The 24,746-nt window shown below is 58.7% G+C and carries 21 protein-coding genes and 3 tRNA genes; 1 reads left to right on the forward strand and 23 read right to left on the reverse strand.

The window, feature by feature from the left end; genetic code table 11:
• Window positions 1-247 precede the first annotated feature (247 nt).
• From U873_RS0128040 to rlmE, 17 genes are all read right to left on the reverse strand, one after another.
• Window positions 248-778 (reverse strand): hypothetical protein, encoded by a 531-nt coding sequence (locus tag U873_RS0128040; RefSeq protein WP_025131405.1) that lies wholly within the window; start codon window positions 776-778, stop codon window positions 248-250.
• Between the two features lie 419 nt (window positions 779-1,197).
• A tRNA-Thr gene (locus U873_RS0128045) sits at window positions 1,198-1,273 on the reverse strand.
• 119 nt (window positions 1,274-1,392) lie between these two features.
• Window positions 1,393-3,498 carry a polyribonucleotide nucleotidyltransferase gene (gene pnp / locus U873_RS0128050; RefSeq protein WP_025131406.1) on the reverse strand — a complete coding sequence of 702 codons (2,106 nt, stop codon included), beginning with the start codon at window positions 3,496-3,498 and terminating at the stop codon, window positions 1,393-1,395.
• 194 nt (window positions 3,499-3,692) lie between these two features.
• Window positions 3,693-3,962, reverse strand: a complete 270-nt coding sequence (gene rpsO / locus U873_RS0128055) for a 30S ribosomal protein S15 (protein ID WP_011059205.1) — start codon at window positions 3,960-3,962, stop codon at window positions 3,693-3,695.
• 140 nt (window positions 3,963-4,102) lie between these two features.
• A complete protein-coding gene (gene truB, locus U873_RS0128060; protein ID WP_025131407.1) occupies window positions 4,103-5,020 on the reverse strand; it encodes a tRNA pseudouridine(55) synthase TruB in 918 nt (305 codons plus the stop codon).
• A 3-nt stretch (window positions 5,021-5,023) separates the two neighbouring features.
• Window positions 5,024-5,425 (reverse strand): 30S ribosome-binding factor RbfA, encoded by a 402-nt coding sequence (gene rbfA, locus U873_RS0128065; RefSeq protein WP_025131408.1) that lies wholly within the window; start codon window positions 5,423-5,425, stop codon window positions 5,024-5,026.
• Window positions 5,426-5,584: 159 nt separating this feature from the next.
• On the reverse strand, window positions 5,585-8,104 hold the full coding sequence (gene infB / locus U873_RS0128070; RefSeq protein WP_025131409.1) for a translation initiation factor IF-2: 2,520 nt from the start codon (window positions 8,102-8,104) through the stop codon (window positions 5,585-5,587).
• A 27-nt stretch (window positions 8,105-8,131) separates the two neighbouring features.
• Window positions 8,132-9,613 carry a transcription termination factor NusA gene (gene nusA, locus U873_RS0128075; protein WP_025131410.1) on the reverse strand — a complete coding sequence of 494 codons (1,482 nt, stop codon included), beginning with the start codon at window positions 9,611-9,613 and terminating at the stop codon, window positions 8,132-8,134.
• Window positions 9,614-9,660: 47 nt separating this feature from the next.
• Window positions 9,661-10,119: a ribosome maturation factor RimP gene (gene rimP / locus U873_RS0128080; protein ID WP_025131411.1), complete on the reverse strand. Its 459-nt coding sequence runs from the start codon at window positions 10,117-10,119 to the stop codon at window positions 9,661-9,663.
• Between the two features lie 130 nt (window positions 10,120-10,249).
• Window positions 10,250-10,326: transfer RNA gene (locus U873_RS0128085), tRNA-Met, on the reverse strand.
• Window positions 10,327-10,422: 96 nt separating this feature from the next.
• Window positions 10,423-10,508 (reverse strand) — tRNA-Leu (locus tag U873_RS0128090).
• A 29-nt stretch (window positions 10,509-10,537) separates the two neighbouring features.
• A complete protein-coding gene (gene secG / locus U873_RS35505) occupies window positions 10,538-10,921 on the reverse strand; it encodes a preprotein translocase subunit SecG (protein ID WP_081818720.1) in 384 nt (127 codons plus the stop codon).
• Between the two features lie 4 nt (window positions 10,922-10,925).
• On the reverse strand, window positions 10,926-11,681 hold the full coding sequence (gene tpiA / locus U873_RS0128100) for a triose-phosphate isomerase (RefSeq protein WP_025131413.1): 756 nt from the start codon (window positions 11,679-11,681) through the stop codon (window positions 10,926-10,928).
• A 66-nt stretch (window positions 11,682-11,747) separates the two neighbouring features.
• On the reverse strand, window positions 11,748-13,085 hold the full coding sequence (gene glmM / locus U873_RS0128105; RefSeq protein ID WP_025131414.1) for a phosphoglucosamine mutase: 1,338 nt from the start codon (window positions 13,083-13,085) through the stop codon (window positions 11,748-11,750).
• 16 nt (window positions 13,086-13,101) lie between these two features.
• Window positions 13,102-13,953: a dihydropteroate synthase gene (gene folP, locus U873_RS0128110; RefSeq protein ID WP_025131415.1), complete on the reverse strand. Its 852-nt coding sequence runs from the start codon at window positions 13,951-13,953 to the stop codon at window positions 13,102-13,104.
• An 8-nt stretch (window positions 13,954-13,961) separates the two neighbouring features.
• A complete protein-coding gene (gene ftsH / locus U873_RS0128115; protein ID WP_029978716.1) occupies window positions 13,962-15,866 on the reverse strand; it encodes an ATP-dependent zinc metalloprotease FtsH in 1,905 nt (634 codons plus the stop codon).
• Between the two features lie 201 nt (window positions 15,867-16,067).
• A complete protein-coding gene (rlmE, locus tag U873_RS0128120) occupies window positions 16,068-16,697 on the reverse strand; it encodes a 23S rRNA (uridine(2552)-2'-O)-methyltransferase RlmE (RefSeq protein WP_025131417.1) in 630 nt (209 codons plus the stop codon).
• A 104-nt stretch (window positions 16,698-16,801) separates the two neighbouring features.
• Between rlmE and U873_RS0128125 the strand changes: the two genes are divergently transcribed.
• Window positions 16,802-17,110, forward strand: a complete 309-nt coding sequence (locus U873_RS0128125) for a YhbY family RNA-binding protein (protein ID WP_007920867.1) — start codon at window positions 16,802-16,804, stop codon at window positions 17,108-17,110.
• Between the two features lie 12 nt (window positions 17,111-17,122).
• On the opposite strand, the gene U873_RS0128130 is transcribed toward U873_RS0128125, so the two are convergent.
• From U873_RS0128130 to dnaJ, 6 genes are all read right to left on the reverse strand, one after another.
• Window positions 17,123-17,527, reverse strand: a complete 405-nt coding sequence (locus U873_RS0128130; RefSeq protein ID WP_025131418.1) for a hypothetical protein — start codon at window positions 17,525-17,527, stop codon at window positions 17,123-17,125.
• A 28-nt stretch (window positions 17,528-17,555) separates the two neighbouring features.
• The gene (gene greA / locus U873_RS0128135) at window positions 17,556-18,032 is read right to left on the reverse strand and encodes a transcription elongation factor GreA (RefSeq protein ID WP_025131419.1); all 477 of its coding nucleotides are present in this window, start codon (window positions 18,030-18,032) and stop codon (window positions 17,556-17,558) included.
• Entirely contained in the window at window positions 18,029-21,250 is a 3,222-nt protein-coding gene (carB, locus tag U873_RS0128140) for a carbamoyl-phosphate synthase large subunit (protein ID WP_025131420.1), read from the reverse strand. The genes greA and carB overlap by 4 nt, the downstream gene beginning before the upstream one ends.
• A gap of 127 nt (window positions 21,251-21,377) precedes the next feature.
• Window positions 21,378-22,514: a glutamine-hydrolyzing carbamoyl-phosphate synthase small subunit gene (gene carA, locus U873_RS0128145; RefSeq protein WP_025131421.1), complete on the reverse strand. Its 1,137-nt coding sequence runs from the start codon at window positions 22,512-22,514 to the stop codon at window positions 21,378-21,380.
• A gap of 256 nt (window positions 22,515-22,770) precedes the next feature.
• Window positions 22,771-23,577: a 4-hydroxy-tetrahydrodipicolinate reductase gene (gene dapB, locus U873_RS0128150; RefSeq protein ID WP_025131422.1), complete on the reverse strand. Its 807-nt coding sequence runs from the start codon at window positions 23,575-23,577 to the stop codon at window positions 22,771-22,773.
• A gap of 10 nt (window positions 23,578-23,587) precedes the next feature.
• A complete protein-coding gene (gene dnaJ, locus U873_RS0128155; RefSeq protein WP_025131423.1) occupies window positions 23,588-24,712 on the reverse strand; it encodes a molecular chaperone DnaJ in 1,125 nt (374 codons plus the stop codon).
• Window positions 24,713-24,746: the final 34 nt, after the last annotated feature.

Raw genomic sequence — 24,746 nt, forward strand, 5'->3', positions numbered from 1 at the left:
AGGAAACCCGGGGCGATTCATTCAGAACCATTCTGGATCATCTGAAAACAGCATGCTGGTACTCAGACAGGGACCGAATATAGGACCTTTGGCCCACGATTTATATGACCTGATGCACCCATTGGAGAAAAACCGCAGGTTTTCCCAGCCATCGGCAAACGCCAACCCGGCAGAACCCTCAGAGAGCGAGATTTCGCAGATACTGCCGTGGCGATATTTCATGCCGGTGTTTCCCCAGGTTCCTGAGCTAGGAACCCACAGCCGTAGCTGTTCCTTTTCTCAAGCAAGCTCCTGTCTGCCCGACATCGATAAGCCTTCTCAGATTATCGAGAATATCGAACTCCTTTACTTCTCCATCCTTAGCGATGAGGATCCCGGCTTTAGTCAGCCATAGATACCCTTCCTTGCTTTGATTAGGGATGACAGTCACGACGATATTTAATGTCGGGTCCTGTGGACGACTTTCCGAAACCTTGGATTCAGAGAAATTGAAAGTCAGTTCATTATCATCGCTTGGTGAAACGCTTTGCGCGCTGACAACAGGCAGCCGTGCCTTTGAAGCGGAAGGAAACTCAGCGGAATACAACACACTTCCACCCTGTACCTGCTTGGTTATTCTTAAGAAATATTGCTCCAGGTCTTTCGTATTCGTTGGTGTCGTGCAGTCTTCGCCTTCAGCGGCAAAATATTCCCCCTCAAACTCATAAGAGGGCCCTTTCTCACAGGCTGCAAGGGACAGCGACACTACGCCGGCCAAAACCAACTTCCACTTCTTCACCGCGGTCACTCCATGATTTTCGGGCGTCATTATGCGCAATGCCCCTGGCTGGTACTACCCGGCTCATGACTCGCGCAGGCGTGAATAACTGGCACCAACCTCGTCCAGCCACAAAAAACCGAAACTAAATAGTGCCGAGCAAACCGCCAGAAACTCAGTACAGGATGCTGAATACAGACGTGGAAGGTTTTCGTTGAGACAAGTCTCTCTGCCAGCCAATTCCCCATAAACAATGAGCCACGCTTCAACCAACAACTACAAGAGCGCTCAATTGAATAGCACCGAGGACCTTTGAAACTTCCAGAGCACACTTCTGCCAGTGCTTCGTCGCCCTCTGCCTTTCAATGGCGCTCATTCAAAGCCTGGCAAGTTTTGTTGGGAGGGTGGAGGCAGCCATAAACTGCTCCAAAGCTGAAATATGGTGCCGGAGACAGGAATCGAACCTGCGACCTTCGCGTTACGAGTGCGCTGCTCTACCGACTGAGCTACACCGGCGTGGGCTAAAACCTAGCACCAGTCCCCTGGGCCGGCAACCGAGAGGCTTGTAGCGCAGATAGCAAAACGCCCCGAACCAGTCGGGGCGTTTGCTTGTTCAGCGTAAGGTCAAAGAGCGATTAAACGCCCGAAGCCTTGGCTGCTGCCACGTCTTTGATGGACAGCTTGATACGGCCGCGGTTGTCCACGTCCAGTACCAGCACTTCCACTTCCTGACCTTCTTTGAGGATGTCGGTGACTTTCTCAACGCGAGCGTCGCTCAGCATCGAGATGTGCACCAGACCGTCCTTGCCCGGCAGGATGTTGACGAAGGCGCCGAAGTCGACGATGCGCTCAACCTTGCCGACGTAGATCTTGCCGATCTCGGCTTCCGCGGTGATGCCCAGAACGCGCTGACGCGCGGCCTCTGCAGCTTCCTTGGTTTCGCCGAAGATCTTGATCGAGCCGTCGTCTTCGATGTCGATCGAAGCCTTGGTCTCTTCGCAGATCGCACGAATGGTGGCGCCGCCTTTACCGATGACATCACGGATTTTGTCGGTGTCGATCTTCATCGCGATCATGGTCGGAGCGTTGGCCGACAGTTCGGTACGCGACTGGCCAATGATCTGGTTCATCTGGCCGAGGATGTTCAGGCGAGCTTCCAGGGCCTGGCCCAGGGCGATCTCCATGATTTCTTCGGTGATGCCCTTGATCTTGATGTCCATCTGCAGCGCGGTCACGCCTTTGGCGGTACCGGCTACCTTGAAGTCCATGTCGCCCAGGTGGTCTTCGTCACCCAGGATGTCGGTCAGGACGGCGAACTTCTCGCCCTCTTTAACCAGGCCCATGGCGATACCGGCAACCGGCGCCTTCATCGGTACACCCGCGTCCATCAGGGCCAGGGAAGCACCGCAAACGGAAGCCATGGAGCTGGAACCGTTGGACTCGGTGATTTCCGAAACCACACGGATGGTGTACGGGAACACGTCAGCGGCTGGCAGCATGGCCTGGACCGAACGACGAGCCAGACGGCCGTGGCCGATTTCACGACGACCAGCGCCGCCCATGCGACCACACTCGCCCACCGAGAACGGAGGGAAGTTGTAGTGCAGCATGAAGGGGTCTTTCTTCTCGCCTTCCAGGGTGTCCAGCAGCTGTGCGTCACGGGCAGTACCCAGGGTCGCAACGACCAGGGCCTGGGTTTCGCCACGGGTGAACAGGGCCGAACCGTGAGTCTTCGGCAAAACGCCGACTTCAATGTTCAGCGGACGTACGGTGCGAGTGTCGCGGCCGTCGATACGTGGCTTGCCGTTAACGATGTTTTCGCGAACGGTGCGGTATTCGATCTCGCCGAAAGCCGCTTTGACTTCGCTGGCGGAAGGCTGGCCTTCTTCACCGGACAGCTTGGCGACCACTTGGTCTTTCAGCTCGCCCAGACGGGCATAGCGATCGGCCTTGACGGTAATGGTGTAGGCCTGGGAGATGGCTTCGCCGAACTCGGCACGGATAGCGCCCAGCAGTGCGGTGGCTTCTGGAGCAGCAGCCCAGTCCCAAGTCGGCTTGGCAGCTTCGGCGGCCAGCTCTTTGACAGCCTTGATCACCGACTGGAATTCGTCGTGGGCGAACAGTACGGCGCCCAGCATCTGGTCTTCGGTCAGCTCTTTGGCTTCCGATTCAACCATCAGTACGGCTTCTTCGGTACCGGCCACGACCATGTCCAGGCTAGATGCCTGAAGCTGCTCGTAGGTCGGGTTCAGCAGGTAGCCGGTGCTTTCGTGGAATGCCACGCGAGCGGCGCCGATCGGGCCGTCGAAAGGAATGCCGGAGATCGCCAGGGCAGCCGAGGTACCGATCATCGCAGCGATGTCCGGATCGGTCTTCTTGCTGGTGGAAACCACGGTGCAGACAACCTGCACTTCGTTCATGAAGCCTTCTGGGAACAGAGGGCGGATCGGACGGTCGATCAGACGCGAGGTCAGGGTTTCTTTCTCGGAAGGACGGCCTTCACGCTTGAAGAAACCGCCAGGGATCTTACCGGCAGCGTAAGTCTTTTCCTGGTAGTGAACAGACAGAGGGAAGAAACCCTTGCCTGGATCGGCTTGCTTGGCGCCAACCACGGTCACCAATACGCTGACGTCGTCGTCAACGGTGACCAATACTGCGCCGGAGGCCTGACGGGCGATGCGGCCAGTCTCGAGGGTAACGGTCGACTGACCGAACTGGAATTTTTTGATTACCGGGTTCACGGTGTCCTACCTTCTTTGTGGCTCTTGGGGAAACTTGCTTCTTGCGAAATTCTTGGGCAATGCGGGGAATCGGCCCAGCCTTTGTCCAGGTAAAACGGTGCTGCAGATAAAACTTGAGGCTGGGAGCCTGCCATACGCCGGCGGAAAAACCGCTGACGCATGGCAAACAACCAACCTCATAGCGCAATCGCTGATTAGCGACGCAGACCCAGACGACCGATCAGGGTGCTGTAACGGCTCAGGTCCTTGCCTTTCAGGTAGTCCAGCAGCTTACGACGCTGGTTTACCATGCGGATCAGGCCACGACGGGAGTGGTGGTCTTTACCGTTGGCCTTGAAGTGACCTTGCAGTTTGTTGATGTTGGCGGTCAGCAGTGCAACTTGCACTTCTGGCGAACCAGTGTCACCAACAGCTTGCTGGTAGTCGGTTACGATCTGAGCTTTTTCTTCAACGCTGAGTGCCATGTGGGCATTCCTTATATCAGGAAACTGTTCAAGAACAGTTTCAACAGGCCAGGGACAAATCCCTGTATCTAAAAATGAGTAGTGACCGTGCCTGCTAACAGCCACCCTCTCCAACCTGCTATGACACAGGCTGGTTCCGGTCATTCTGACCGAATCAAGCGACGCGGCGCGATGCGCCCGTCTTCGCTCACTTCACCGATACCGATGAAGCGACCGTTGTGATCCTGTACCCGAACCATGCCGAACTTCGGGGCATCGGGAGCGCGAACTGGCTGGCCGTTGAGCCAATAGAACGCGCTGTGTTCCGAGAACTGCAGCAGCGGCCAATCCAGCAAGCCGCTGTCCGATGGCATGAGGAAGCGGTCTACCGCTTCGTTGCCGCCTTCGGCATGTACAGCTTCAAGCTCTTCCAGAGTGACCGTCTGGGCCAGGCTGAAAGGTCCGGCCTGGGTCCGTCGCAGCTCTGCAACGTAGGCACCGCAGCCGAGTTTTTCACCAATATCCTCCACCAGGGTGCGGATATAGGTGCCTTTGCTGCAGTCCACCGCCAGACGGGCAGTGTCGCCTTCACAGGCGAGTAATTCCAAGCGCGCAATAGTAACAGAACGCGGTTCGCGCTCCACTACTTCCCCTGCGCGAGCCAGTTTGTACAGCGGCTGGCCATCACGCTTGAGGGCGGAGTACATCGGCGGTATCTGTTTGATTTCACCGCGAAATTCCGGCAATACCGCTTCAATATCGGTACGACCAACGGTCACCGGCCGCTCCAGCAAAACTTCGCCTTCGGCATCGGCGGTGGTGGTGGTCTTGCCCATCTGCATCAGGGTTTCATAACCCTTGTCGGAATCGAGCAGGTATTGCGAGAACTTAGTGGCTTCACCAAAGCACAACGGCAGAACACCGGTGGCCAAGGGGTCGAGGCTGCCGGTATGACCGGCCTTCTCGGCATTGAGCAACCAACGGACCTTTTGCAGCGCCGCGTTGGAAGTGAAGCCCAGGGGCTTGTCCAGCAGGATGATGCCGCTGACGTTACGACGGATACGCTTGACCTGAGCCACCGCTTACTCCTTGGCGTCTTCAGGGGCTGGCGCGTCGCCATGCTGGCTGTCTTCAGCCACGGCACGCTCGATCAGGGCCGACAGGTGCGCCCCGCGGGCCACGCTCTCGTCGTAATGGAAGTGCAGTTGCGGCACGCTGCGCAGCTTCATTTCGCGGGCCAACTGCATGCGCAGGAAGCCTGCGGCCGAGTTCAGCACCTTGATGCTCTGGGCGATCTCTTCGGCGTTTTCCTGGCCCATCACAGTGATGAAGATCTTCGCGTGACCGACGTCGCGGCTGACTTCCACAGCGGTGATAGTCACCAGGCCGACGCGTGGATCCTTGACTTCACGACGGATCAGTTGCGCCAGCTCACGCTGCATCTGATCACCGATACGTTGGGTACGGCTGTATTCTTTTGCCATGTCTTGTTACCTGTTACTGCCCCACGGTGAAACCCGTGTGGTCTGAAAGCGGCAAACGCCCGGCCTGACGGAAGCCAGACCGGGCGTTGCGTTTAGAATCCGCTGGAGGCGCCGTGCAATTGCATGGGGCTGACCACCAGGGCTCTTGAAGTGCGCGAGTTAGAGGCTGCGAGCAACCTGGACCTTCTCGAAGACTTCGATCTTGTCGCCGACTTTGACGTCGTTGTAGCTCTTCACGCCGATACCGCATTCCATGCCGGCACGCACTTCGGAAGCGTCATCCTTGAAGCGGCGCAGGGATTCCAGCTCGCCTTCGAAGATAACGATGTCTTCGCGCAGTACGCGGATTGGACGGTTACGGTGCACGACACCTTCGATGACCATGCAACCGGCGATCGCGCCAAACTTCGGCGAGCGGAACACGTCGCGAACTTCGGCAACACCCAGGATGTTCTCCCGAACGTCGCTGCCCAGCATACCGGTCAGGGCTTTCTTGACGTCTTCGATGATGTCGTAGATCACGTTGTAGTAACGCATATCCAGACCTTCCTGCTCGACGATCTTGCGTGCGCCAGCATCGGCACGCACGTTGAAGCCGAACAGTACTGCGTTGGAGGCCAGTGCCAGGTTGGCGTCGCTCTCGGTGATACCACCGACGCCGCCGCCGACTACGCGCACTTGCACTTCGTCGTTGCCCAGGCCATTCAGAGCGCCTTGCAGCGCTTCCAACGAACCACGGACGTCAGATTTGAGGACGATGTTAAGCGTCTTCTTCTCTTCCTGGCCCATGTTCTCGAAGATGTTTTCCAGCTTGCCGGCGTGAGCACGGGCCAGCTTGACTTCACGGAACTTGCCTTGACGGAACAGAGCCACTTCACGGGCTTTCTTCTCGTCGGCCACTACGCTCATCTCGTCGCCAGCGTCCGGGGTACCGTCCAGGCCGAGGATCTCGACCGGGATGGAAGGACCGGCTTCCTTGATCGGCTTGCCGTTCTCGTCGAGCATGGCGCGCACGCGGCCATAGTTCGAACCGACCAGCACCATGTCGCCTTGGCGCAGGGTACCGTCTTGAACCAGAACGGTGGCAACCGGGCCACGGCCCTTGTCCAGGCGGGACTCAACCACCACACCACGGCCAGGAGCCGAAGGAGTGGCCTTGAGTTCCAGGACTTCGGCCTGCAGCAGTACAGCTTCCAGCAGGTCGTCGACACCTGTACCCATTTTCGCGGAAACCGGTACGAATGGAGTATCGCCACCCCAATCCTCGGACGTTACGCCGTGAACCGAAAGCTCACTGCGGATACGGTCCAGGTCGGCGCCCGGCTTGTCGATCTTGTTCACTGCGACAACCAGCGGTACGCCAGCGGCCTGAGCGTGCTGAACGGCTTCAACGGTTTGCGGCATCACGCCGTCGTCCGCTGCAACCACCAGGATCACGATGTCGGTCGCCTTGGCACCACGGGCACGCATCGCGGTAAACGCGGCGTGACCAGGGGTATCGAGGAAGGTGACCATGCCGCGCTCGGTTTCTACGTGGTAGGCACCGATGTGCTGGGTAATGCCACCGGCTTCGCCCGCGGCCACTTTGGCGCGACGGATGTAGTCCAGCAACGAGGTCTTACCGTGGTCAACGTGGCCCATTACAGTCACGACCGGCGCACGGGCAACCGCTTCACCTTCGAACTTCAGGGACTCGGCCAGGGAATCTTCCAGGGCGGTATCGCTGACCAGGGTCACTTTGTGGCCCAGTTCTTCAGCAACCAGTTGGGCAGTTTCCTGATCCAGTACCTGGTTGATGGTGGCTGGAGTACCCAGCTTGAACATGAACTTGATGATTTCAGCAGCCTTGACCGACATCTGCTGGGCGAGATCGCCCACAGTGATGGTCTCGCCGATCTTCACTTCGCGCACGACAGGGCCGGTAGGGCTCTGGAAACCGTGGGCGTTGCGCTTCTTCAGCTTGGCCTTGCCGCGACCACCACGACGGAAACCGTCGCTTTCTTCGTCGGTAGTGCGTGGAGCCACGCGTGGCGCCGGCGCCTTTTCCTTGACCGAAGCACGGTGCGGAGCGTTTTTGCGCTCACCGTCACTGTTGCCACGACGATTGCTATCGTCGCTGCGAGGCTTGTCAGGGCGACGTGGTTCTTCGCGCTTGCGGGCGTCCGCTGCTGGAGCAGGTGCCGCTGCCGGTGCGTCTTGCACAGGTTCGGCAGCCACAGGAGCAGGAGCTGCCACTGCTTCGGCCACTGCTGGCTGAGCAGCTGCTGGCTGGCGACGCGCTTCTTCTTCGGCGCGACGCTTGGCTTCTTCTTCAGCCTTCTGACGGGCAGCATTCTCTACTGCGCGACGTTCTTCCAGTTCACGTTGACGCTCGGCTTCGATTTCTTCCGGGCTGCGCTGCACGAAGACTTTCTTCTTGCGCACTTCAACGCTGATGCTCTTGCTGCCGGCAACACGCAGGGTGCTGGTGGTCTTGCGCTGCAAAGTGATCTTGCGTGGTTCTTCCACTTTCGCCTTGTGGCTGCTCTTCAAATGAGTCAGCAAGGATTGCTTCTCACTGTCGCTCACATGTTCCTCGGCGGCGGTGTGCGGCAGACCTGCCTCACGCATCTGCTGCAGCAGGCGCTCTACCGGTGTTTTGACCTCATCGGCCAGTTGTTTCACCGTGACTTGCGTCATGCACTTCTCTCCTCAGGCCGCGCCTAATTACTCGAACCAGTGGGCTCGGGCGGCCATGATCAACTTGCCGGCACGATCATCGTCAATGCCGTCGATGTCGAGCAGGTCGTCAATAGACTGCTCGGCCAGGTCTTCGCGGGTAATTACGCCGCGCACCGCCAGTTCCATCGCCAAATCCTTGTCCATACCCTCAAGCGAGAGCAGGTCTTCGGCCGGATGGGCGTCTGCCAGCTTTTCCTCAGTAGCGATGGCTTTAGTCAACAAGCGATCCTTGGCCCGAGCGCGAAGCTCGTTGACGATGTCTTCGTCAAAGCCGTCGATGTTGAGCATTTCTTCCAGCGGTACGTAGGCAATCTCTTCCAGGCTAGTGAAGCCTTCATCCACCAGCACCTGCGCCAGCTCTTCGTCGACTTCCAGCTCGTCGATGAAGTTGCGCAGGATGTCGCCGGTTTCTGCTTGCTGCTTGGCCTGGATGTCCGATTCGGTCATCACGTTCAGGGTCCAGCCAGTCAACTGGCTAGCCAGACGCACGTTCTGACCACCGCGACCGATGGCCTGAGCCAGATTGTCTGCGCCTACGGCGATGTCCATGGCATGGGCATCTTCGTCGACGATAATTGCCGCGACTTCAGCCGGCGACATGGCGTTGATCACGAACTGCGCCGGGTTCTCGTCCCACAGGACGATGTCCACACGCTCGCCACCCAACTCGCCGGAAACGGCCTGGACGCGCGAACCGCGCATACCAATGCACGCGCCCTGGGGGTCGATGCGCTTGTCTTTGGAGCGGACGGCGATCTTGGCCCGCGAACCCGGATCACGGGAGGCGGCCATGACTTCGATCAGGCCTTCGGCAATTTCCGGCACTTCGATACGGAACAGCTCGATCAGCATTTCCGGTGCGGTACGCGACAGGATCAACTGCGGGCCGCGGTTCTCGGTGCGGATTTCCTTGAGCAGCGCACGCAGACGCACGCCAACCCGGAAAGTCTCACGGGAGATGATGTCTTCACGGGCCAGCAGCGCCTCGGCGTTGTTGCCCAGATCGACGATCACGTTGTCACGGGTCACTTTTTTCACGGTGCCGGAGATGATCTCTCCCAGGCGCTCGCGATAGGCGTCAACCACCTGCGCGCGCTCGGCTTCGCGAACCTTCTGCACAATGACCTGCTTGGCAGTCTGGGCAGCGATGCGGCCGAACTCGATGGATTCGATCTTCTCTTCGATCACATCACCGACTTTCGCATCGGGATGAGTCTCGCGAGCCTTGCTCAACCAGGTCTCAACCGCTGGATCATCCAGGTCGGCTTCGTCGACCACCGTCCAGCGACGGAAAGTCTCGTAGGATCCGGTGTGGCGATTGATCTCCACACGCAGGTCCACTTCGTCTTCAAAACGCTTTTTGGTAGCAGTGGCCAGGGCCAGCTCCAGCGCTTCAAAAATCACGCTTGCCGGTACGCCCTTTTCATTGGATACCGACTCAACAACCAGCAGTACTTCTTTGCTCATCGTACGCCTCGCCTTTCGCAAGCCATTGGATCCGCGGGATCCGCGTCTCAGTCAAAACTGGGAATTATGTTGGCCTTGTCGATCATATCGATCGGCAACAGGAACTCGTGGTCATCCACCTGCACCACGACGTCCTGTTCCTCCACCCCGCGGAGAAGGCCCTGGAAGTTACGCCGGCCTTCGAAAGGCGAGCGCAGCTTGATCTTCACTTGCTCACCGACATACTTGGCAAACTGTTCAAGGGTGAACAGCGGGCGTTCCATGCCTGGAGAGGAAACTTCAAGGGTGTATTCAACGGAGATCGGATCTTCTACGTCGAGAACACCACTGATCTGGCGGCTGACGATGGCGCAATCGTCCACCAGCACACCGCCTTCTTTATCGATATAAACGCGCAACATTGAGTGGCGACCCTGAGCCGAAAACTCAATACCCCAGCATTCATAGCCAAGGGCCACGACCACCGGGGCCAACAAGGCCTGCAACTGTTCTAGCTTGCTCGACACCTGAACCCCCTCGTGCATGCTTGTGCAAATAAAAAATGGGCGAAACGCCCATCCCGGAAACGCCGTCGAATAGCGGCGTTATAAAGAGTCCAGCTAACAAAAAGCCCCTGAAAAGGGGCTCCGCTAAAACTGGTTGCGGGGGCCGGATTTGAACCGACGACCTTCGGGTTATGAGCCCGACGAGCTACCAGACTGCTCCACCCCGCGACAAAGCTGGGGCGGAAGTATACGACCGATCCCTTTTAGGGTCAATGTAACCTTCCACCTACAAGAAAGCCCGCAACAGCGGGCTCTCCTGATAATTGGTACCGAGAAGGGGACTCGAACCCCTACACCCTATGGGCACAACCACCTCAAGGTTGCGTGTCTACCAATTCCACCACCTCGGCATAGACTGCATTACTGCGTGAAACTCTTCTTACTTCTGCTCTTGAGCTGGAGGTACGTCAGTCGCACTGGTTGCCGACTTTTGCTCTTGAAGCACCGGGACATCATCAGAAGCCGGTTTTTGCTTTGGTACTTCCAACACTGCTGGATCTGGCAAACCTACTTGAGTCAGCTGATGAGCTTTCTCTTTAGCAAAGTAACCTAACCCCAAGCTGGTTATGAAGAAACCGGCGGCAAGTATAGCAGTAAACTTACTAAGAAAGGTAGAGGAACCTTGGCTTCCGAACACAGTATTTGAAGCACCTGCACCGAAAGACGCGCCAGCATCCGCACCTTTACCCTGCTGCAGCAAAACCAGAGCAACTACGCCCAAGGCACCCAGCAGATGAAAAACGACTACGACTGTTTCCAGCATTTTTTCAGTTTCCCGCGGCGCGACAAATCGCACCGAACTCATCTGCGTTCAGGGAAGCCCCACCAATGAGCCCCCCATCGATATCCGGCATGCCGAACAGTTCGACCGCATTGGCCGCCTTCACGCTGCCGCCGTATAGAAGCCGCACACCTCGTGCCACTTCAGAATTCTCTGCCGCCAACTGTGCGCGAATGGCTGCATGCACATCCTGCGCTTGTTGCGGTGTCGCAGTCAGCCCGGTACCAATGGCCCAGACCGGCTCGTAAGCAATAACAGCATTGGCGAACGCACCAACACCCAACTCTTCGATGATGCTGCCCAGCTGACGCCCGACAACCTCAAGAGTCTTCCCGGCCTCACGCTGCTCGAGGGTTTCCCCTACACACAGAATCGGCTTCAAGCCACAAGCCTGTGCGGCCGCGAACTTGCGGTTGAGAGTCGCGTCACGCTCGCCCATGATCAGGCGGCGTTCGGAGTGCCCAACCAGCACCAGGGAACAACCTGCATCCACCAATTGACTCGGGGCAATCTCACCCGTCAGTGCACCTTGCATGGACTCCACCGCAGAATTCTGCGCGCCGACCGAAATCGACTTGCCTTTCAAGCCATCAATCACTTGATTGATATACAAGCAAGGCGGGAATACCGCGACATCAACACCGCTTGGCAAGGCCAGATGACGAAGGCCATTGATCAGCTCAGCGACGCTGGCGCGGGTACCGTGCATCTTCCAGTTACCAGCTACCATAGGGCGACGCATGCTGTACCTCGTCGGTCAAAGTGGGCGCAGATGTTACCCAACCAAAACAACACTGGCAAGCCGAAATCAGGCAGAAACTTCTGCAACCAGTTTTGCCAGCTCATCGGCATAAGCGCGAACCAGTGCCTCATCATCACCTTCGACCATGACGCGGACCAAAGGCTCGGTGCCAGACTTGCGCAACAGAACCCGGCCACGCCCCGCCATAGCAGCAGTAACGCGCTCGCAAGCCTCTTTCACAGCAGGATGCTCAACCGGGTTGTCGCCCCCGCCAAAACGCACGTTGACCAGCACCTGAGGGCACTTGCGCAGCCCCTGACGTGATTGGGCCAGGCTTTCACCACGGGACTTGAGTGCCATCAGCACCTGCAGTGCGGCGATGATCGCATCACCCGTGGTGGCATGACGGAAGCACACGATATGCCCGGAGTTCTCGCCCCCCACCAGCCAGCTGCGCTCCAACAATTCAGCGATCACATAACGGTCGCCAACATTGGCCCGGACAAAAGGAATGCCCAAGTCCGCCAGCGCCAGCTCCAGGCCGAGATTACTCATCAGAGTGCCTACTACGCCGCCTTGCAGCTTGTCACGCTCATGCAGGTCCCGAGCGATGATGAACAGCAACTCGTCACCATCAACAATCGCCCCGGTCTGATCGACCATCAACACCCGATCACCATCGCCGTCAAAGGCAATGCCCAGGTCAGCATGCTCAGCCAGGACGGCAGCCTGCAACTGCCCCATATGGGTCGAGCCGCAGTTTTCGTTGATATTCAAGCCATCGGGCTGAGCAGAGAGCACGGTCACTTGTGCGCCCAGCTCCCGGAAAACGCTGGGGGCCACCTTGTAGGTTGCACCGTGAGCACAGTCGAGCACGACCTTCAAACCCGCAAAGCTGGTGCTGGAGGGCACGCTGCTCTTGCAGAACTCGATGTAGCGTCCAGAGGCATCATTGATCCGGGACACCTTGCCGAGCTTGCTCGACTCCACCACGGTCATCGGTGCATCCAGCAATTCTTCGATCATCAGCTCGACTTCGTCAGGCAGCTTGGTGCCCTCGCCCGAAAAGAACTTGATGCCGTTGTCATGATGGGGATTGTGCGAGGCGCTGATGACGATGCCGGCTTCCGCATGGAAGGTACGCGTCAGATAGGCAATTGCCGGAGTCGGCATCGGTCCCAGCAGGAGCACATCGGCACCGGCAGCCGACAGCCCGGCTTCCAGTGCAGACTCGAACATGTACCCGGAGATACGTGTGTCCTTGCCCACCAGCACCCGACAGGCGCCCATGCTGCGAAAGGCCATGCCCGCCGCCCAACCGAGCTTGAGCATGAAATCAGGAGTAATAGGGAATTCGCCCACACGACCACGAATGCCGTCGGTGCCAAAATATTTCTTAGTCATAAGTACTCCATCATTCTTATTCGGCGGATTCCACTGCCGCAATCATTCGCACTACATCCACCGTCTCGGCAACATCATGGACGCGGATAATTTTCGCCCCCTTGGTCACTGCCAGTGCCGCCAACGCCAGGCTTCCATGCAGTCGCTCGGCCACCGGGCGATTCAACGCCTGGCCAATCATGCTCTTGCGCGACACGCCAACCAGCAGCGGCCGCCCAAGGCCATGCAACTCCTGCATATGCTTGAACAGGCTCAGGTTGTGCTGCAGGGTCTTGGCGAAACCAAAACCGGGATCGAGGACTATCCGCTCGGCACCGATGCCGGCCGCGGCACACTGGGCCATGCGCTCGAGCAGGAACGCCGCCACTTCCTGAGTGACATTCTGGTAATGCGGATTGTCCTGCATATCTCCCGGCTCCCCGAGCATATGCATCAGGCACACCGGCAAACCAGTGGCCGCCGCCGCATCCAGGGCGCCATCACGACGCAGCGAGCGCACATCATTGATCAAGCCAGCACCCAAGCGGGCGGTTTCACGCATCACCGCAGGCGTCGACGTATCAACGGAGATGATCACATCCAACTCGCGGTTAATCCGCTCAACGACAGGCGCAACACGCTCCAACTCCTCCAGGGGCGATACCGCACGCGCACCAGGCCGAGTCGACTCACCACCGATATCGATCAGCGTAGCACCGGCCACAACCATGGCTTCGGCATGCCGCAACGCGACATCCACCTGGCTGAAGCGCCCACCATCGGAAAAGGAATCTGGGGTTACATTCAGGATGCCCATGACATGCGCATGGGCCAAATCAAGAACCCGATTGCCGCAAGGCAACCGGGTGGAGACAGGAACTGAAGTCATTTAAAACCTTAGTGGTCGGCAGCAGGGCCGCCGATGGGTGTTTCCGGACGTTCGTTCTGCACTACTGGAGGAGTAGTACCCGAGCCGCCCTCCCAATCACGAGGTTCACGCGGGGGACGACCAGCCATGATGTCGTCGATCTGATCGGCATCGATGGTTTCATACTTCATCAAGGCGTCCGCCATGGCATCCAGCTTGTCACGGTTGTCGGTCAGGATCTGCTTGGCGGTGCCATAGCACTGGTCAATGATGCTGCGCACTTCAGAATCGATCAGCTTCGCCGTTTCGGCAGACAGGCTGGCATGCTGACTACCCGCACTACGACCCAGGAACACCTCGCCTTCTTCCTCGGCATACATCAGCGGGCCCAGCTTTTCGGAAAGCCCCCACTTGGTGACCATATTCCGGGCAATCTGGCTGGCACGCATGATGTCGTTGGAGGCGCCAGTGGTTACACCGTCAAAGCCCAGGGTCATCTCTTCGGCGATACGGCCGCCGTAGAGCGAACAGATCTGGCTGATCAAGGCGCGCTTGGAAAGGCTGTAACGGTCCTCTTCCGGCAGGAACATGGTTACACCCAATGCCCGACCGCGAGGAATGATCGACACCTTATAGACCGGGTCATGCTCTGGCACGACGCGACCGACAATGGCGTGGCCTGCTTCGTGATAAGCGGTGTTCTGCTTTTCCTTCTCGGACATGACCATGGATTTGCGCTCGGCGCCCATCATGATCTTGTCCTTGGCCAGTTCGAATTCTTTCATCTCGACGATGCGCTTGCCGGTACGAGCCGCAAACAGCGAGGCCTCGTTCACCAGGTTAGCCAGGTCGGCACCGGAGAAACCCGGGGTACCACGGGCAATAACGGCCGGAGCAACGTCATCACCCATTGGCACTTTGCGCATGTGCACCTTGAGAATCTGTTCGCGCCCACGGATGTCCGGCAACCCCACCACTACCTGACGGTCGAAACGGCCCGGACGCAGCAGCGCAGGGTCCAGTACGTCAGGGCGGTTGGTCGCGGCGATAACGATGATGCCATCGTTCATTTCGAAGCCATCCATCTCTACCAGCAACTGGTTGAGGGTCTGCTCACGCTCATCATGACCGCCGCCCATGCCGGCACCACGGTGACGGCCGACCGCATCGATTTCGTCGATGAAGATGATGCAAGGCGCGTGCTTCTTGGCCTGCTCGAACATGTCACGAACACGGCTCGCGCCGACGCCGACAAACATCTCGACGAAGTCGGAACCGGAAATGGTAAAGAACGGCACCTTGGCTTCGCCAGCAATGGCCTTGGCCAGCAGGGTCTTACCGGTACCTGGTGGGCCCACCATCAGCACACCGCGAGGAATACGACCGCCCAGGCGCTGGAACTTGCCCGGATCACGGAGGAACTCAACCAACTCGCCCACTTCTTCCTTGGCCTCGTCGCAACCGGCAACGTCAGCCAAAGTAGTCTTCACCTGGTCTTCGGAGAGCAGGCGCGCCTTGCTCTTGCCAAAACTCATCGGCCCGCCTTTACCACCGGCACCGCCTTGCATCTGGCGCATGAAGAACATGAAGACCGCAATGATCACCAGAATCGGGAAGCTGGCTACCAGCAGTTGAGTCCAGATGCTTTGCTGTTCAGGCTGCTTGCCTTCGACCACAACATGGTTATCCACCAGGTCTCCAATCAGGCCGTTGTCCTGAATGGCCGGGCGGATGGTCTTGAAGCTGTCGCCATCGTTGCGCTTGCCGGTAATCACATAGCCATCAACGGCTACGCGCTCGACCTTGCCATCCTTAACTTGCTGGAGGAAGTCGGAATAGTTGAGGGTCTGCGGCTCGTTAGGGCTGGAGAAGTTGTTCATCACCGTCACCAGGACAGCCGCGATGATCAACCAAAGGATCAGATTCTTTGCCATGTCGTTCAATTAACTACCCTCTGAAGCAAGCTCCGCTACTGGCGCGCGCTTCGCATGATATTCACCGGCCTAACTTACTACATTACTTACAGCTCTGGCAGGCGCTGTCTGTAACCCTATGTGAAACTTAGACTACACAATATGCGCTTAATCCGACGGGACGAAATACGAAAATCCTATCGCCCCAGTCAAAACTCTTACTCACTCACTGCGGCCACGGAAACCGCGTCCCAGCAGGTATTGCTCCCGAGAACGGTCACGGGAAGAGGTCGGCTTGCGCATCTGCACTTTGTCGAACATCTGCCGAACGCTCTTGTGGTACTCATCGAAACCTTCACCCTGGAAGATCTTGATCAGGAAATCACCACCCGGACGCAGTACCCGACCCGCAAGATCCAGTGCCAACTCACACAGGAACATCGCTCGCGGCATATCTACGGCTGGTAACCCACTCATATTGGGGGCCATATCGGAAATCACAAGGTCAACCTCGGAATTTCCGACAGCCTCGAGAATCCGCGCCAACACTGCGTCTTCAGTAAAATCGCCCTGGATAAAGGTCACATCGGGGATGCTGTCCATCTCCAGGATATCGGACGCAATCAATCGCCCCTGCCCACCAATCAGACGACTGGTCACCTGCGACCAGCCCCCGGGGGCGGCGCCAAGGTCGACAACACTCATTCCAGGGCGGATAAGGCGGTCCTTTTCCTGGATCTCCAGCAGCTTGTAGCTGGCACGGGAACGGTACCCATCTTTTTGCGCCATCTTGACGAATGGGTCGTTGAAATGCTCTTTCAGCCAGTTCTGGCTGGTTTTGGAACGGGCCACGGGCCACCTCAAAATAAAACGGGTCGTGATTAACTGGGCGGTCCCGGACTCGCTCGGGTAAACTGGCCGCCGCTTTTTACAAGATCAGACGCAGGGGTCAGATTATGCCGCTCACTCAAGAGCAGAAGAAACAGTACAAATCCATTGGCCACCATCTGAAACCAGTATTGACTGTGGCTGACAACGGTTTGACCGAAGGTGTGCTAGCCGAACTTGAACGCGCCTTGAGCGATCACGAGCTGATCAAGATCAAGCTCAACATCCTCGAGCGCGAGTCGCGCCTGGAAGCCATTGCCGAACTGTGCAAGGCCGGCAAAGCGGATCTGGTGCAAGTCATCGGCAAGATGGCGTTGATCTACCGCAAGAACGCCAAGGTAAACAAGCAATTGTCGAACGTCCATCGTTTCCACTGACGTCGACCCGGGTCAAGGGTGTGCCTGGCGCACCCTGCCACCCCATCCCGGCACCGGCTGCAACACCAGCAGCAGACCGGAAAACCCCAGGATCAGATAGCTGAACAACTGCCAGCGCTGAGCCTCCGGCAAAAAAAAGCGCACGATGAAATACATCGCACACGCGTACATCGCCATCAACAGCAGTTGCCCCCGAATATCCCGCCACAAACTCCTCAAGCCTTCGGACTGGGTCAATATCAGCACCTGAAGAACGAGGCACGCCGCCGAAAAACCCACCAGAAGCGCACTGAGCATCGATGAAATCTCATCGATCAGCAACGGAGCAAGGCCTATCTGCCCCAAAACGGGCAGCATGCCAATATGCAGTAACCACAAGCCGCCGACCCACAACATCTGGGTCAGCTGCCAAAGCATGGCGCCCGCATGCAGCGGGCGCCTTCTTTCAGATGTGACGGACTTCGACAATCTCGTACTCGATAACGCCGCCTGGCGTTTTGACTGCCACCACATCACCCTCTTCCTTGGCGATCAAGGCGCGAGCAATCGGCGAACCGACAGAGATTTTACCAAGCTTGATATCAGCCTCGTCCTCACCAACGATCTGGTAGGTCACGCTTTCGTCGGTTTCGACGTTGGCGATCTCCACCGTGGTGCCGAAGATCACCTTGCCGGTATGAGGAATCGACGTGACATCGATGACCACCGAGTTCTGCAGGCGCCCTTCAATATCCCGAATCCGCGCCTCGACCATACCCTGTTGCTCGCGGGCAGCATGGTATTCAGCGTTTTCCTTCAGGTCACCCAGCTCGCGGGCCGTACCGATGTCCTGGCTGAGCTTCGGACGCACGACCTTGGTCAGGTGGTTATGCTCTTCTTCCAGGGCGCGAGCGCCCTGGACGGTCATTGGGTATTTGGTCATGCCTTCAATCCTGCGTGTAGATCCTGCAAGCGACGCACGGTTTTTTCAGGACCGAACTTCAACGCTTCACAGATAGCTTCGCCAGCAGCAATGGTGGTGGTGCAGTAGATCTTGTGCTGCAAGGCGTTACGACGAATGGAGTAAGAGTCAGCAATCGACTGACGACCTTCGGTGGTGTTGATGATCAGGGTGACTTCGTCGTTCTTGATCATGTCGACCACGTGCGGGCGACCTTCGGTCACCTTGTTCACGCGACGCACTTTCAGGCCGGCCGCCTCGATCAGCTTGGCGGTGCCCGCAGTAGCGACCACTTCGAAGCCCAAGTTGATCAGATCACGGGCTACGCCTGCAACCAGAGGTTTGTCGTCGTCGCGCACGCTGATGAAGGCAGTGCCGCCAGTCGGCAGCACTTCGCTGGCACCCATCTGGGCTTTGGCAAAGGCCTCGCCAAAAGTGTCGCCCACGCCCATCACTTCACCGGTGGACTTCATTTCCGGGCCGAGGATCGGATCGACGCCCGGGAACTTGGCGAACGGGAATACCGCTTCCTTGACACTGTAGAAGTTCGGAATGATTTCCTTGGTGAAGCCCAGCTCTTTCAGGGTCTTGCCGGCCATCACACGGGCCGCGATCATCGCCAGGGAGACACCGATGCACTTGGAAACGAACGGCACGGTACGCGAAGCACGTGGATTGACCTCAATCACGTAGATGTCTTCGCCCTGCAGCGCCAGCTGAACGTTCATCAGACCGACAACGCCCAGTTCCAGGGCCATTTTCTTGACCTGTTCGCGCATCTCGTCCTGGATATGGGACGGCAGGGAATACGGCGGCAGGGAGCACGCGGAGTCACCGGAGTGAACACCGGCCTGCTCGATGTGCTGCATGATCGCACCGATCACCACGTCGGTGCCGTCGCAGACCGCGTCCACGTCCATCTCGATGGCGCAATTGAGGAAGTGGTCCAGCAGCACCGGGCTGTCGTTGGACACTTGCACCGCTTCACGCAGGTAGCGCTTGAGCTCTTCTTCTTCGTAGACGATTTCCATCGCCCGGCCGCCCAGCACATAGGACGGACGCACCACCAGCGGGTAACCGATCTTGGCAGCAGCACGAATCGCTTCGTCTTCGCTGCGCACGGTGGCGTTTGGCGGCTGACGCAGGTTCAGGCGCTCGACCATCTGCTGGAAGCGCTCGCGGTCTTCGGCACGGTCGATAGCGTCAGGGCTGGTGCCGATGATCGGTACGCCGGCGGCTTCCAGGGCACGCGCCAGTTTCAGCGGAGTCTGACCGCCGTACTGCACGATCACGCCTTTTGGCTTCTCGACACGGACGATTTCCAGCACGTCTTCCAGGGTCACTGGCTCGAAGTACAGGCGATCCGAAGTGTCGTAGTCGGTGGAAACGGTTTCCGGGTTGCAGTTGACCATGATGGTTTCGTAACCATCATCGCGCAGCGCCAGAGCCGCGTGTACGCAGCAGTAGTCGAACTCGATGCCCTGGCCGATACGGTTTGGACCGCCACCCAGGATCATGATCTTGTCGCGGCTCGAAGGTGCGGCTTCGCACTCTTCTTCATAAGTCGAGTACAGGTAGGCGGTGTCGGTGGCGAACTCCGCGGCGCAGGTATCAACGCGCTTGTAGACCGGGAACACTTCCAGTTTTTGGCGATGGGTACGCAGGTTCTTCTCGGTCACACCCAGCAGCTTGGCCAGACGCTGGTCGGAGAATCCTTTGCGCTTCAAGCGGAACATCAGGTCGCGGTCGATGGCCGACAGACCCAGGGTCTTGACCTTCTCTTCTTCCTTGATCAGGTCTTCGATCTGCACCAGGAACCAAGGGTCGATCATGTTCATGCCGAAGATCTGCTCGACGGTCATGCCGGCACGGAAGGCATCAGCCACGTACCAGATACGCTCGGCGCCCGGCACGGTCAGTTCGCGCTTGAGCACGTTCATGCTTTCCGGATTGCTCAGGTCGAGCTTCGGATCCAGGCCGCAAACGCCCACTTCCAGGCCACGCAGGGCTTTCTGCAGGGATTCCTGGAAGGTCCGGCCGATGGCCATGACTTCACCCACCGACTTCATCTGGGTGGTCAGGCGCGCGTCGGCCTTGGAGAACTTCTCGAAGGCGAAGCGTGGCAGCTTGGTCACGACGTAGTCGATGGACGGCTCGAAAGAGGCTGGAGTCTTGCCGCCGGTAATGTCGTTGGACAGCTCGTCCAGGGTGTAGCCCACAGCCAGCTTGGCCGCGACCTTGGCGATCGGGAAGCCGGTGGCTTTCGAAGCCAGTGCCGAGGAGCGGGATACCCGCGGGTTCATCTCGATCACGACCATGCGCCCGGTGTCCGGGCAGATGCCGAACTGCACGTTGGAGCCGCCGGTTTCCACGCCGATCTCGCGCAGTACCGCCAGGGAGGCGTTACGCAGGATCTGGTATTCCTTGTCGGTCAGGGTCTGTGCCGGAGCCACGGTGATCGAGTCACCGGTGTGCACGCCCATCGGGTCGAAGTTCTCGATGGAGCAGACGATGATGCAGTTGTCCTTCTTATCGCGGACCACCTCCATCTCGTACTCTTTCCAGCCGATCAGGGATTCGTCGATCAGCAGTTCCTTGGTCGGCGACAGGTCCAGACCGCGGGCGCAGATTTCTTCGAACTCTTCGCGGTTGTAGGCGATACCGCCACCGGTGCCGCCCATGGTGAAGGACGGACGGATGATGCAAGGGAAACCCAGCTTGTCGAGGACCGCATTGGCCTCTTCCATGCTGTGGGCGATACCGGAACGCGGGCACGCCAGGCCGATGGACTTCATGGCGGCGTCGAAACGCGAGCGGTCTTCAGCCTTGTCGATGGTGTCGGCGTTGGCACCGATCATCTCTACGCCGAACTTTTCCAGAACGCCTTCGCGCTCCAGGTCCAGGGCGCAGTTCAGTGCGGTCTGGCCGCCCATGGTTGGCAGCAGAGCGTCCGGACGCTCCTTTTCGATGATCTTGGCAACGGTCTGCCACTTGATCGGCTCGATGTAGGTGGCGTCGGCCATGGCCGGGTCGGTCATGATGGTCGCCGGGTTGGAGTTCACCAGGATGACCCGGTAACCCTCTTCGCGCAGGGCCTTGCAGGCCTGGGCGCCGGAGTAGTCGAATTCACAGGCCTGGCCGATTACGATCGGGCCAGCGCCAAGAATCAGGATGCTTTTAATGTCTGTACGTTTTGGCATGGGTTGTCACTCAAATCCGCAGGTCAGTCGGCAAGCCGTCTTGAACATTCTCTGAGGCACCCGAGGGGATTCCACCGGACTTGCCGGGACCACCCTCAGGTGCTCGCTACATTTTCAAGGCGAGCGCTTAGCGTCGCTTGGCCATCTCGTTGATGAAGCGATCGAACAGCGGCGCCACATCGTTCGGGCCCGGGCTCGCCTCAGGGTGCCCCTGGAAGCTGAACGCGCTCTTGTCGGTACGCTCGATACCTTGCAGGGTGCCGTCGAACAGCGATTTGTGGATCGCCCGGACGTTGCCTGGCAGGGTGGCTTCATCCACTGCAAAACCGTGGTTCTGGCTGGTGATCATGACCACGCCGGTATCCAGGTCCTGGACCGGATGGTTGGCACCGTGGTGGCCGTGACCCATTTTCAGGGTCTTTGCGCCAGAGGCCAGGGCCAGCAGTTGGTGCCCCAGGCAGATACCGAATACCGGGATCTCGGTTTCCAGCACTTCCTTGATCGCCTTGATCGCGTAGTCGCAAGGCTCGGGATCGCCCGGGCCGTTGGACAGGAACACGCCGTCGGGCTTGAGCGCCAACACGTCACTGGCCGGTGTCTGGGCTGGCACCACGGTGACACGGCAGCCGCGCTCCACCAGCATGCGCAGGATGTTCACCTTGACACCGTAGTCATAGGCCACGACGTGATAAGGCAGATCCGCAGCATCGATGGTTGCGTGACTGTCGGTTTTCAGGTCCCAGACAGTCGAACGCCACTCGTAGCTTTCCTTGGTGCTGACGACTTTCGCCAGGTCCATGCCTTTCAGGCCCGGGAAGCCACGCGCAGCTGCGATTGCCGCCTCTTCGGAAATGTTGTCCCCCGCCATGATGCAGCCGTTCTGCGCGCCTTTCTCACGCAGGATGCGGGTCAGGCGACGAGTATCGATACCGGCGATCGCCACTACATTGTTGGCTTTCAGGTAATCGGAGAGGGGCATCGTGTTACGCCAGTTGCTTGCAACCAGCGGCAGATCGCGAATCACCAGGCCAGCCGACCAGACGCGGTTGGATTCGGCATCTTCCGGCGTGGTGCCGGTGTTGCCGATGTGCGGGTAGGTCAGGGTAACGATCTGTTGGGCGTAGGAAGGATCAGTAAGGATTTCCTGATAGCCGGTCATTGCGGTGTTGAACACCACCTCACCAACGGTTTGACCGTCGGCTCCAATGGCTTCGCCGCGAAAAATGCTGCCATCAGCAAGGGCGAGTATGGCTGGCTTAGTCAAGAAGACCTCCCGTAAATAAAGCATGAAGGGGCGATCGCAGGTTGCAAAAAAGCGGAATGACGTATAGACACGTCACCCCGCTTCTTCGTCGAATTATCTGCGCGCTTTTAGTGGACACACTAAAGCTGTAGCTTACAGAAAAAGGCTTTTTCGGTCCACCGCTAATGAGCCTTAAAGGCGGGAGAATGCGACAGAACATCGCTTAGCGGTTCGAGACGGGGCCCAAGCAAGGCTTCAGCCCCGTTTCAGATACATCTCAACGCAGTTCCAGCACATCCTGCATGTCGTACAGCCCGGCCTCGCGACCAGCCAGCCACAAAGCGGCACGCACCGCCCCCTTGGCGAACGTCATCCGACTGGAAGCCTTGTGGGTGATTTCGAGACGCTCACCCTCGGTGGCGAACAACACGGTGTGATCCCCCACCACATCACCGCCACGGACCGTGGCGAAGCCGATGGTTTCACGTGCGCGTGCTCCGGTATGGCCTTCACGCCCATAGACCGCGACCTGCTGCAGGTCGCGACCCAAGGCACTGGCCACCACTTCACCCATGCGCAGGGCGGTGCCCGATGGCGCATCGATCTTGTGCCGGTGATGGGCCTCGATGATCTCGATATCCGCATCATCGCCCAGCACCCGCGCCGCCATGTCCAGCAGCTTGAGCGACAGATTGACCCCGACACTGAAGTTGGCAGCAAAGACGATGGGAATCTCCTTGCCCGCCTCGGCCAGCAGTTGCTTTTCCTTGGCCCCCAACCCCGTGGTACCAATCACCATGGCCTTGCCCGCCTTGCGGCAGAGCGCCAGGTTCTTGAGCATCACGTCCGGCAGAGTGAAGTCGATCAGCACGTCGAACTCATCGATCACCTTTTCCAGGCTATCGGACAACGGTACGCCGAGCCGCCCCAGGGACGCCAGCTCACCGGCATCCGCCCCCACCAGAGAGCTGCCCGGACGCACGATCGCCGCGGTCAACCCAGAGAGCGGAGAACGCTGCTGCACCGCCTCGACCAGGTTCTTGCCCATGCGCCCTGCGGCACCCATCACTGCTATACGTCGCATGCGTTACTCCTTACAGGTCGCCGAAGAAGCGCTTGACGCCCTCGAACCAGCCGGTGGTTTTCGGCGAATGGGAATTGTCGCCATCCAACGAACCACGCAGCTCCTCCAGCAGCTCGCGCTGACGACGACTCAGATTGACCGGCGTCTCCACCGCAACCCGACACATCAGGTCGCCAGCACCACCACCGCGTACCGGAGCAACGCCCTTGCCGCGAATCCGGAACTGCTTGCCGGTCTGAGTCCCCTCAGGAATCTTCAACTTGACCCGACCGTCCAGGGTAGGAATTTCCAGCTCGCCACCCAGGGCCGCATCAACAAAGCTGATAGGCACCTCACAGAACAAGTGCTTGCCATCGCGCTGGAAGATCGAGTGCTCACGCACATTGATCACCACATACAGGTCGCCGGTCGGGCCACCCTGAGTGCCCGCCTCGCCCTCGCCGGACAGGCGGATGCGGTCGCCGGTATCGACACCGGCCGGCACTTTCACCGATAGCGTCTTGTACTCTTCGACCCGGCCTTCGCCATGGCACGACTCGCACGGATCGGAAATGATCTTGCCCTGACCATGGCAACGCGGGCAGGTCTGCTGCACGGAGAAGAAGCCTTGCTGCATGCGCACCTGGCCAATACCGCCACAGGTCGGGCAGGTGACAGGCGACGAGCCTTTCTTGGCACCCGAGCCATCGCACGGCTTGCAGTTGACCAGCGTCGGCACACGGATATTCACCGTGGTACCACGTACCGCCTCTTCCAGGTTCAACTCCAGGGTGTAACGCAGATCGCTACCGCGCTGCGCGCCACCACGGGAACCGCCGCGACCGCCACCGAAGAAATCACTGAAGACATCGCCAAAGATGTCAGAGAAGTTCTGCCCGCCAAAGCCGGCACCGCCGCCGCCCATGCTCGGATCAACACCGGCATGGCCGTACTGGTCGTACGCCGCACGCTTGCTGGAATCGGACAGGACCTCGTAGGCCTCGTTGGCCTCCTTGAACATATCTTCCGACGCTTTGTCGCCGGGATTACGGTCCGGGTGATGCTTCATCGCCAGGCGGCGGTAAGCCTTTTTCAGCTCGGCCTCACTGGTGCCTCGCTCCACACCCAACACTTCGTAATAGTCACGCTTTGCCATAAGTCTTTGCACTCTTAAGGACGTCCGACAAACC

The organism is Pseudomonas sp. PH1b, assembly GCF_000633395.1.
Taxonomy (GTDB): domain Bacteria; phylum Pseudomonadota; class Gammaproteobacteria; order Pseudomonadales; family Pseudomonadaceae; genus Aquipseudomonas.